Here is a 7,992-nt window from a genome sequence, read left to right as displayed (position 1 = left end):
CGAGAACGGACAAAACAAATAAACGACCGGGCTTCCGCCCAACGTCAGATAACAATAACGCGGGGTGGAGCAGCCCGGTAGCTCGTCAGGCTCATAACCTGAAGGCCGCAGGTTCAAATCCTGCCCCTGCAACCAAATTCATCAAAAAAACCCCGTAGCACATGCTACGGGGTCAGACTGTTGACAAACCCGTCGATTTTTTTCGGCGGTTTTTTGCATTTTGGGAATTGGGGGCTCAGGTGATGTTTCCGCGAGGGTGGGGCGGAGTTTGAAGCTGGCTTGAAGCCCTCATCCGCAGGCTGGTTTGGGGGCTTTGGTCATTGCCATTGCGATCTTCTTGATGTTCTGCGCTGCGGCGGCAAGTAGGCATTGCCACCTCACCTTGATGAGGCCGCGGAAGCGGGCGTAGCGGTGCCCGTGAAGTTGTTTGGCATCGGCGAAGGAACGCTCGACCGTCTCCTTTCGTCGTTTGTAGATCGCCTTGCCCCAGGGGGTCTTTCGGTGGCTGTCGGTGCGCTCACGAGCATCTTGCCAGACATGCCGAGTGATGGTGCGCTCCGCCTTGGCGTTTGAGGTGCACGACGCCAGAAGCGGGCAGTCGCGGCAGACGGACGGGTCCGAACGGTAGTGCTTGTAGCCGTTGCGGTCAGTGGTGGCGTAGGTGAGCAACTGACCTTCAGGACAGCGATAACCGTCGGTTTCGGGCTCAAAGACGAACTTCGATTTGCGCATCATCCCGTCCTTGGGCGGGGTCGGATTGCGATAGCCGGTCACGCCGAGGATTTGCCTGTCCTCCAGCCCCTTGGCAATGCCGGTCGTCGCATAGCCCGCATCGAGCCCAACCGCACCGACATCGAAGCCGAAGCGCTCGCGTTGACGGTCGAGCCGCTCCAGATAGACGATACTGTCATGCACATTGGCCGGGGTCACATGCGTATCGGTGATGATCGCATGGCGGCCATCGACCGTGCGATGATCGAGATAAAAGAAGCCCTTGGGCTTGCCGTCGCGCACCATGTAGCCAGCCTCCGGATCGCTACGGCTGACCTTGGTTTCCTTCACCTCCGGCTCGCGCTCTTTTTCCTTTAGAGGTTTCTGGCCGCGTGCTGCACGCTCCACCTCGATCGCCCGATCGAGATCGGTCCAATAGTCGGCGCGTGACTTCTTCAGCATCTCAAGATCATATTTGCCCTTGTTGGCATTCGCCTTCAGATGGGTCGAATCCGTATAGAGCACCGTGCCATCCACCAGGCCATGCCCGATTGCTTGCTCCACGATCGCATCGAAGATGTCCTGAGCCACTGAGGTATCGTTGAAACGCCGACGGCGATTTTGGGAAAGCGTCGAGGCGTCAAAGACCGGATCGGTCAGCTTCATGCGCAAGAACCACCGATAGGCGACATTCACCTCGATCTCGCGCACCAACTGACACTCGGAGCGAACTCCAAACAGGTAGCCCAGAAACAGCGCCTTGAACATGCATGTCGGGTCGAGCGGAGGACGGCCATTGTCGGCACAGTAAAGATCGGCAACGCGATCATGGATGAAGGAGAAGTCGATCACCGCGTCGATCTTGCGAAGCAGATGATCCTTCGGCACCAGCCCATAGAGCGTCACCATCTCGAGAGCCGTCTGTTCGGGAGCAGGTTTCTTCAACATGGCCCAGTGAATCATAAACCCCCGGCCAAGACCAGGGGTTTGTCAGCAGTCTGACCCCGTAGCACATGCTACGGGTTTTTTGATTCCTGGGCGACGGTACATTCAGGCGGGAAGAGGAGCCAGGTCCAACGAGAACCTTATTCGCGCTTGAATTGTCTTTCTCCATATCAGCGGGACATTAGGATCATCCGGACCAGATCTTCCCAAAGGCTTTCGGAGAAGCCACGCAGCACAATGAGTTCAAATGACGAGTCATCCACGCGAGTAAGGTGTGTGGCGATGTGACCGATGAGCGTCGTGGCGGACTTCCCGACTGGGAAAACCTCAGGCCATAAATCTAACGCCGTTGCTTGCGTCAACATGCGCTGAGCCATACTGCCTTCAACGCGGATGCGTATACGTCCATGACTTTGGTCGACCCCCGTCGCGGTTGGTTCGAGGGCTGCGAAAAGTGCTTTCATGTCGGCGTATGGAAGCGGTGTGTCACTGACAATAAACCATTGTCCGGGTGCCACGGTGCGCACCGCGCCTGGTTGCAGATTGCGAAGCCGGGTCTCCATCTCAGGCGAGTCTGATTTGCTCAGAACGTGAATAATTGTGCCCTCTGCAACGGCTGAAAGCTGGATGGCGTTCAATGAAACGGGCTGCTTTGCAGCAAGTGCTGGGCGGAGTGTTGGGCAAAAATCACCCTTGAAATCAGACATGGAGCCTCTCATTCTGAGGGTCGAAGAAAACAGGATGGCAAAGGCGGGCTGCGGTGAATTCGTTGCGAATACCGTTCCAAACAACCACCTCTTCGCCATGTCGATTTACGCCATTTTTCACAAGCGCGAGACCGATAGTCGAGCCAAGATGCGGTGAAAATGCGCTGGAGGTGACATAGCCTTGGTCGTTTTCCAAGGTTGCGTCTTCATCCTTGGCGAGAATATGTGCGCCTGTGCGGAAGGATTGGAGAGGGTCGAGTGGCCTGACCCCGACAAGGCGCGGCCGGTTTTGCTCCTTAAGCCCTTCGCGCTCTAGCATATGCTTGCCGATGAAATCGGTCTTGTTTGGCGAAACCATTTTGGCCATGCCGAGATCGGCTGGTGTGACTGTGCCGTTGATCTCGTTGTGGGTGACGTGGCCTTTTTCGATGCGCAGCACCCCGAGGGCTTCAACGCCATAGGGCGTGATATTTTCAGACCTGCCAGCTTCCATCAGGGCGTCGGCAACGCTTTCGCCATAACCGGCTGGAACAGCGAGCTCAAAAGCGAGTTCACCAGAAAAGGAGATTCGAAACAACCGTCCGTGCAATTTGCCGCCAAATAGCGAGATTTCGCGTGCAGCAAGGTAGGGAAAGGCGTGATTGGAGAGATCAACGTCTACGATTTTTTGCAGAATGTCGCGGGCCTTTGGGCCTGCAATCGCCATTTGCGCCCATTGGTCAGTGACAGAGGCAAGGCGCACATCCAGATCGGGCCACAACACCTGAGCACAGAATTCGAGATGGTTCATAACGCCCGCTGCATAGGCGGTGGTGGTGGTCATGAAAAAGCGATTTTCCTCTAGTCGACTGGTGGTGCCGTCGTCGTAAATCATACCGTCTTCGCGCAACATCAAACCGTATCGTGCCTTGCCGACCGGGAGCTTCGAAAAGGCGTTGCAATAGACACGGTTGAGGAATTCGCTGGCATCCTCGCCGCAAATCTCGATTTTGCCGAGCATGGAGACATCGCAGAGGCCGGCGTTTTTGCGCACATTTAAAACTTCGCGGTCCACGCTTTCCCGCCAGTTAGTTTCGCCAGCGCGGGGATACCAGCTGGAGCGGTACCACAGGCCGGTTTCGACAAACACTGCGCCGTTTTTCTCGGCCCAGCCATGCAGGGGCGATTTGCGCACAGGCTGGAAATGATGAGCGTGATAGGCCCCGGTCAGTGCGCCAAAAGAGACAGGCGTGTAAAAGGGTCTAAAGGTCGTTGTGCCGACATCGGCTGGAGAAACGCCCTTTGCTTCGGCCAGAAGACCGATGGCGTTGACGTTGGACAGCTTGCCCTGATCGGTCGCCATGCCATTGGTTGTATATCGCTTGGCGAGTTCGACATGGCCGTATCCTTCATGGACGGCAAGGCCGAGATCTTTGCTGTGCACATCGTTTTGATAGTCAACAAAGGCTTTTGCCTTGATGCCCGGAATCGACCAAAGCGCTTTTGCGGGCTGGGCTATGATATCATTTTCGACCGAGCCAAACGAAGATGCTGTGACAGCAAAGCCCAGATCTTGCGCCAGTGCCGCAGCGTGTCTCGCGCCATCTTCCAGGCAGGCAGCGATGCCATGGACGGCAGAGGCTGCTCCAGCAAGCGCCAGCCCACCGAGATTGTCGGGGGCGAGAAAGGCAGAATGACTTTCTGACCAGACGGGCTTGCCGCCGCGATGGCAGGCAAGATGAATGATGGGGCTGAAGCCGCCAGACATCGCCAGCGCATCGATGGACAGGTTCTCGGTGTGCCCATTCGCGCGGATTTCGATAGACGACAGTGCTTTGCCGCCCTTTGCGTTCGAGACCACCCCACCTTTGATGACACGCGCCTTGCCGCGGTAGTCGGGATTTCCTTGGGGGCGGCTGTCAATGATGGCGGCGAGCGGCACGCCCTTGGTCTCAAGGTCGCGGGCAAGGGCATAGCCACTGTCATTGGTGGTGAAAATTGCGGTGGCGTCTCCTGGGCTTAAAGCGTATCGATTGAGATAGCTGCGCATCGCGCCCGCCATCATGATGCCGGGGATGTCATTGCCGCCAAACACCAGTGGCCGCTCCTCTGCACCCGTGGCAAGCAGCGCCCGCTTGGCAATAATGCGCCACAGGCGCTCCACCGGCACATTGCTGTTTGGATTGGGCAGATGTTTTTGCACCCGCTCGACTGCGCCGAAAACATTGCCATCATACCAGCCAAAAACTGTGGTGCGGGTTAGCACGGTGGCATTTGGCATGGTTTGGAGTTCCGCAACGCATTGTGCGGCAAAATCCGGGGCGCTGTTATTGCCGATTGTCGCGGTTTCTGAAAGAAGGCCGCCGCCGGCAATGGCATGTTCATCGACAAGAATAACCCGTAAGCCAGCGCGTGCAGCGGTGAGGGCAGCGGCTAGACCGGTCGCGCCTGCGCCAATCATCAGCAGATCGCAATGGGCCCAGCATTTGTCATAGATGTCTGGATCGGCTTCATAGCTTGCCTTGCCAAGGCCTGCGGCCTTGCGGATCAAGGGCTCATAAACCTTTTCCCAAAACGGCGCGGGCCACATGAACGTTTTATAGTAAAAACCTGCCCCTAGAAAGGGTGACAGAAGACTGTTCAAGGCACCAATGTCAAAATCCAGCGATGGCCAGCGGTTTTGGCTTTTCGCTTCCAGTCCGTCATAGAGTTCCTGCATGGTGGCGCGGGTGTTTGGCTCCGTGCGGCCCGCCGTGCCAATGGTCATCAGGGCGTTTGGCTCGGCGGCACCCGCCGTTAATATGCCGCGCGGGCGATGGTACTTGAAGCTGCGGCCAACCAGTTTCTGACCATTGGCCAGCAGGGCAGAGGCGAGGCTGTCGCCTTCAAAGCCCGACATCGGCTTACCATCGAACGTGAATGACAGGGGTTTGGTGCGGTCGATGAGACCGCCGGTCTTCAGGCGGTTATTTCTCATGCGCATGTCGCTTTCTGTTGCGCGGCGTCTTGGCAGGCGAATATTTCATGCGTGACGGTATCGCGGGTGACAACCAGCCAGCGGCGGCAGCCGGAGGTATGATGCCAATGTTCCTCATAGGCTCCGCGCGGATTATCGCGCAGATAGACGTAATCGAACCATACATCCGCTTTCGCATTGGCTGCTGGCCTCTGAAGTGCTGCACCTTTGATGGTGAATTCTTCTTTGGGTCTTGGCCCGCAATGCGGGCAGGGCACGAGACTTGCCATTTCAAATGTCCTTGATCCGCGTGGTTAATGAAGGTTCGGCTGGGCTCCCTGGCCCTTTTCATCAATGAGATAGCCGCGTCGGAAACGATCCAGCCGAAAGGCGGCAGCCGTTTCCTGCGGTGTGTCGCGGGCCAGAAGATGGGCAAAGCAAAAGCCAGAGGCAGGCGTTGCCTTGAAGCCGCCGTAACACCAGCCGGCGTTCAGGTAGAGATTGTCGATCGGAGTGCGGTCGATAATGGGTGATCCGTCCATCGACATATCCATAATGCCACCCCAAGCGCGCAAAACGCGCACACGCGACAGCGCCGGGATCATGGCTTTGCCCGCTTCTGCAACGTGTTCGACCGTGGCCAGATTGCCGCGCTGGGCATAGGAATTGTAACCGTCAATATCGCCACCGAAGACCAGACCGCCCTTATCCGATTGCGAAACGTAAAAATGTCCGGCTCCGAAAGTGACGACACCATCAATAAAGGGCTTGAGCCCTTCCGAGACAAACGCCTGCAACACATGGCTTTCGATTGGCAGCTTCAATCCTGCCATGCTGGCGACCTGCGAGGAATTGCCTGCCGCCGCCAGTGCCAGCTTGTTGCAGCCGATGAAGCCCTGGCTGGTCTCCACACCCACAACCCGGCCGTTTTCGCGACGAATGCCGGTGACCTCGCAGCCTTGAACAATATCGACCCCGCGTTGGTCGGCTCCGCGGGCATATCCCCAGGCCACGGCGTCATGGCGCACGGTGCCACCACGCCTTTGCAGCAAGCCGCCTTGAATGGGAAAACGGGCATTTTCAAAATCCAGAAATGGCAGCATGGCCTTGACTGCGGCTCGGTCCAGCAATTCGGCATCGACACCATGCAGGCGCATGGCATTGCCACGCCGGGTATAAGCATCGCGCTGGGCGTCGGAGTGGAAAAGGTTCAAGACGCCCCGTTGCGAAACCATGGCATTGAAATTGAAATCCTGTTCCAGCCCCTCCCAGAGCTTCATGGACAGTTCGTAGAATGGATTGTTGCCCGGCAGCAGATAATTGGAGCGGATGATGGTGGTGTTGCGGCCAACATTGCCAGAGCCGACATAGTTCTTTTCCAGAACTGCGACATTGCTGATCCCGAAGTCCTTGGCAAGATAATAGGCCGTCGCCAATCCATGCCCACCGCCACCGACGATAATGACATCGTAATGCGGTTTAGGGGTCGCGTCTCGCCACGCGGGCTTCCACGCTTTGTTGCCAAAAAGGCCGTTCATCAACAGGGAAAGAGCAGAATAGCGCATCTGGCAGACCTCAAAGCTTATGGCAGCAGCTTAGCGGCTCGCCTGAGAAGCACATTGCAAAAAAGAGACGTTTCGATATAGAAAAAGGACATGACATCCTCTGAGCCTAAAAATGTCCAGCGCATCGGTTTCGTGCTTGTTCCGAATTTCGCGCTGATGTCCTACGCCTCGGCAACCGAGCCGCTGCGGGCTGCCAATTTGATCGCCGGAACTGATCTTTACGACATGTGCCCTCTGTCTTTCGATGGCGCTTCGGTGAAAAGCTCATCAGGACTTTCGGTGCAATGCGAGGCACTTTTGGCGGCTGGCGAGCGATGTCATACGATTTTCGTCTGTGCTGGCGGCGGCCCACAGGACTGGGGTGTTGCCGAACACTCCTACGGCCTGTTGCGACGGCTGGCGCGGCAGGGTGTCAGGATTGGCGGCATTTCTAGTGGCGCTTATCTGTTGGCGGCGGCCGGGCTTTTGAACAATCGCGATTTCACCATTCACTGGGAGCATGCAACGGTGCTGAAAGAAGCCTTCGGCCACCTTTCACCCCGGCAGGCGCGTTTTGTCATTGATGGGGACCGGATCACCTGCGCTGGCGGTGTTGCACCGCTGGACATGATGCATGCGATGATTTCGGATCGAATGGGCGCGCATTTCGCAAGACGGGTCAGCGATTGGTATCTGCACACGGCGGTGGCGGAACCCGGCGCACCACAACGCGGTTCCACGGCGGAGCGCTTTGGCACACACCATCCCGCCTTGCTGACGGTGCTGGAGAAAATGGAGGCCACCATCGAAAATCCGCTGGATCGGCAAACCATGGCTAAACTGGCAGGCACCAGCGCGCGCCATCTGGATCGGCTTTTTGCTTCCCATCTCAAAAAGTCGTTTCTTGAAACCTACCGGGCTATCCGCCTTGATCACGCCAGACGGCTTTTGGAGCAGAGCGCGCTCTCTCTTGCTGAAGTGGCTTTTGCCACCGGCTTTTCCAGTGTGGGCCATTTTTCGGGATGTTTCAAGGCCCACTTCGGCCAGTCGCCGAATGTGCTGAGAGCAAAGATTTCCTCTGAATTAAAATAGATTTCCTTTAGAGTTTGTCAGGGAAAAGTGGAATCCGGTTTTCCCAAAAAGACAAACT

The 7,992-nt window shown here is 56.9% G+C and carries 6 protein-coding genes and 1 tRNA gene; 2 read left to right on the top strand and 5 right to left on the bottom strand.

The annotated features are described in order from the left end of the window. Window positions 1-58 precede the first annotated feature (58 nt). A tRNA-Met gene (locus E6C51_RS15980) sits at window positions 59-135 on the top strand. 153 nt (window positions 136-288) lie between these two features. Here E6C51_RS15980 and E6C51_RS15975 read toward each other — a convergent pair. The 5 genes from E6C51_RS15975 to E6C51_RS15955 all read right to left on the bottom strand — a co-directional run bounded on the left by E6C51_RS15975 (window position 289) and on the right by E6C51_RS15955 (window position 6,863). Then, complete coding sequence (locus tag E6C51_RS15975) at window positions 289-1,659, bottom strand: IS1182 family transposase (RefSeq protein WP_190236699.1); 1,371 nt, start codon at window positions 1,657-1,659, stop codon at window positions 289-291. A 167-nt stretch (window positions 1,660-1,826) separates the two neighbouring features. Continuing rightward, on the bottom strand, window positions 1,827-2,363 hold the full coding sequence (locus E6C51_RS15970; RefSeq protein WP_190236698.1) for a sarcosine oxidase subunit gamma family protein: 537 nt from the start codon (window positions 2,361-2,363) through the stop codon (window positions 1,827-1,829). Further along, window positions 2,356-5,319, bottom strand: coding sequence for a sarcosine oxidase subunit alpha (locus tag E6C51_RS15965; protein WP_190236708.1), 2,964 nt, complete (start codon window positions 5,317-5,319; stop codon window positions 2,356-2,358). The genes E6C51_RS15970 and E6C51_RS15965 overlap by 8 nt, the downstream gene beginning before the upstream one ends. Then, window positions 5,316-5,588: a sarcosine oxidase subunit delta family protein gene (locus tag E6C51_RS15960; RefSeq protein WP_190236697.1), complete on the bottom strand. Its 273-nt coding sequence runs from the start codon at window positions 5,586-5,588 to the stop codon at window positions 5,316-5,318. Before E6C51_RS15960 ends, E6C51_RS15965 begins: the two co-directional genes overlap by 4 nt. 24 nt (window positions 5,589-5,612) lie before the next feature. After that, a complete protein-coding gene (locus tag E6C51_RS15955; RefSeq protein ID WP_190236696.1) occupies window positions 5,613-6,863 on the bottom strand; it encodes a sarcosine oxidase subunit beta family protein in 1,251 nt (416 codons plus the stop codon). A 90-nt stretch (window positions 6,864-6,953) separates the two neighbouring features. Here E6C51_RS15955 and E6C51_RS15950 point away from each other — a divergent pair, with 90 nt between their 5' ends. Continuing rightward, window positions 6,954-7,934 carry a GlxA family transcriptional regulator gene (locus tag E6C51_RS15950; protein ID WP_190236695.1) on the top strand — a complete coding sequence of 327 codons (981 nt, stop codon included), beginning with the start codon at window positions 6,954-6,956 and terminating at the stop codon, window positions 7,932-7,934. Window positions 7,935-7,992 lie beyond the last annotated feature (58 nt).

Source organism: Gillisella terrae, assembly GCF_004801395.1.
Lineage (GTDB): Bacteria > Pseudomonadota > Alphaproteobacteria > Rhizobiales > Rhizobiaceae > Allorhizobium > Allorhizobium terrae.
Note: the sequence above shows the minus strand (reverse complement) of the source record. Positions and strands in the feature narration are given on the sequence as shown.

Bases quoted from the DNA above. Each gene is read 5' to 3' on its own strand.
- E6C51_RS15955 (WP_190236696.1), bottom strand. From the start codon at position 6,863: ATGCGCTATTCTGCTCTTTCCCTGTTGATGAACGGCCTTTTTGGCAAC.
- E6C51_RS15960 (WP_190236697.1), bottom strand. From the start codon at position 5,588: ATGGCAAGTCTCGTGCCCTGCCCGCATTGCGGGCCAAGACCCAAAGAA.
- E6C51_RS15975 (WP_190236699.1), bottom strand. From the start codon at position 1,659: ATGTTGAAGAAACCTGCTCCCGAACAGACGGCTCTCGAGATGGTGACG.
- E6C51_RS15965 (WP_190236708.1), bottom strand. From the start codon at position 5,319: ATGAGAAATAACCGCCTGAAGACCGGCGGTCTCATCGACCGCACCAAA.
- E6C51_RS15950 (WP_190236695.1), top strand. From the start codon at position 6,954: ATGACATCCTCTGAGCCTAAAAATGTCCAGCGCATCGGTTTCGTGCTT.
- E6C51_RS15970 (WP_190236698.1), bottom strand. From the start codon at position 2,363: ATGTCTGATTTCAAGGGTGATTTTTGCCCAACACTCCGCCCAGCACTT.